Source organism: Nonomuraea sp. PA05 (assembly GCF_008086045.1).
Taxonomy (GTDB): Bacteria; Actinomycetota; Actinomycetes; order Streptosporangiales; family Streptosporangiaceae; genus Nonomuraea; species Nonomuraea monospora.
Genome location: NZ_VSEY01000100.1, coordinates 1 through 1,383, shown reverse-complemented (window position 1 = coordinate 1,383; position 1,383 = coordinate 1). Strand labels below are relative to the sequence as shown.

1 protein-coding gene is annotated in these 1,383 nt (G+C 65.2%); it reads left to right on the top strand.

The features are described 5' to 3' along the window. Positions 1-79: 79 nt before the first annotated feature. Positions 80-1,342 (top strand): IS256 family transposase, encoded by a 1,263-nt coding sequence (locus FXF51_RS60190; RefSeq protein ID WP_411268449.1) that lies wholly within the window; start codon positions 80-82, stop codon positions 1,340-1,342. The last annotated feature ends 41 nt before the right edge of the window (positions 1,343-1,383 follow it).

Genomic DNA, 1,383 nt, shown 5'->3' with positions numbered 1-1,383 from the left:
GGGACTGTAAAACTAACGGCGGATCTGATGATCAAGGAAGAGACGCGTGATGTCCGAGACCGCCGTGGAGTCGCTGTCCATGAACGAACTGCCTGTCGAGCCGGACCGCTCGATGACGGACGAGCAGCTGATCTCGATGCTCGTGAACCGGGCCCGTAGTGAGGGGCTGCAGCTGACCGGTGAGGGTGGGCTGCTGCAGCAGCTGACCAAGCGGGTGCTGGAGTCGGCACTGGAGGGCGAGATCACCGATCACCTGGGCTATGACCGGCACGACCCGGCCGGGAAGAACAGCGGCAACAGCCGCAACGGCAGTCGCACCAAGACCGTGGTGACCGACGTCGGTCCGGTGGAGGTGCGGGTGCCGCGTGATGTGGCGGGCACCTTCGAGCCCCAGCTGGTGCGCAAGCGGCAGCGCCGGCTGTCCGGCGTGGACGAGATGGTTTTGTCCCTGTCGGCCAAGGGGCTCACGCATGGGGAGATCTCCGCCCACCTGGCCGAGGTGTACGGGGCGAACGTGTCCAAGCAGACCATCTCCACCATCACCGACAAGGTCATGGACGGCATGGCCGAATGGCAGAGCCGGCCGCTCGATCGCGTGTATCCGGTCCTGTTCGTGGACGCGATCAACGTCAAGATCCGGGACGGTCACGTCGCCAACCGGCCCATCTACCTGGTCATGGCCGTCACCGTCGAGGGGCACCGCGACATCCTCGGCATCTGGGCCGGCGACGGCGGTGAGGGCGCTAAGCACTGGCTGGCGGTGCTGACCGAGCTGAAGAACCGCGGCGTGGACGACGTGCTCATGCTGGTCTGCGACGGGCTCAAGGGCCTGCCGCAAGCGGTGGAGACGGTCTGGCCCCGCACCATCGTGCAGACCTGCGTGATCCACCTGCTGCGTAACTCGTTCCGCTATGCCGCCCGCCAGGACTGGGACAAGATCGCGCGTGCGCTCAAGCCCGTCTACACCGCCCCGACCGAAGACGCGGCGCTGGAGCGGTTCTACGAGTTCTCCGAGACCTGGGGGAAGAAGTACCCGGCGATCGTGCGCCTGTGGGAGACCAGCTGGGCCGAGTTCGTGCCCTTCCTGGCCTTCGACGTCGAGATCCGCAAGGTGATCTGCTCCACCAACGCGATCGAAAGCGTCAACGCCCGCATCCGTAAGGCCGTTCGGGCCCGCGGCCACTTCCCGAACGAGACCGCCGCCCTGAAGTGTGTGTTTATGGCCCTGATGAGCCTCGATCCCACCGGGCAGGGCCGCAAGAGATGGACCATGCGCTGGAAAGCGCCTTTGAACGCCTTCCAGATCGCCTTCGAAGGCCGCCTCACCCCTGTCGACCTCTGAACACTTCAACAACCAAGATCAGCCGTTAAGTTGACACTCCC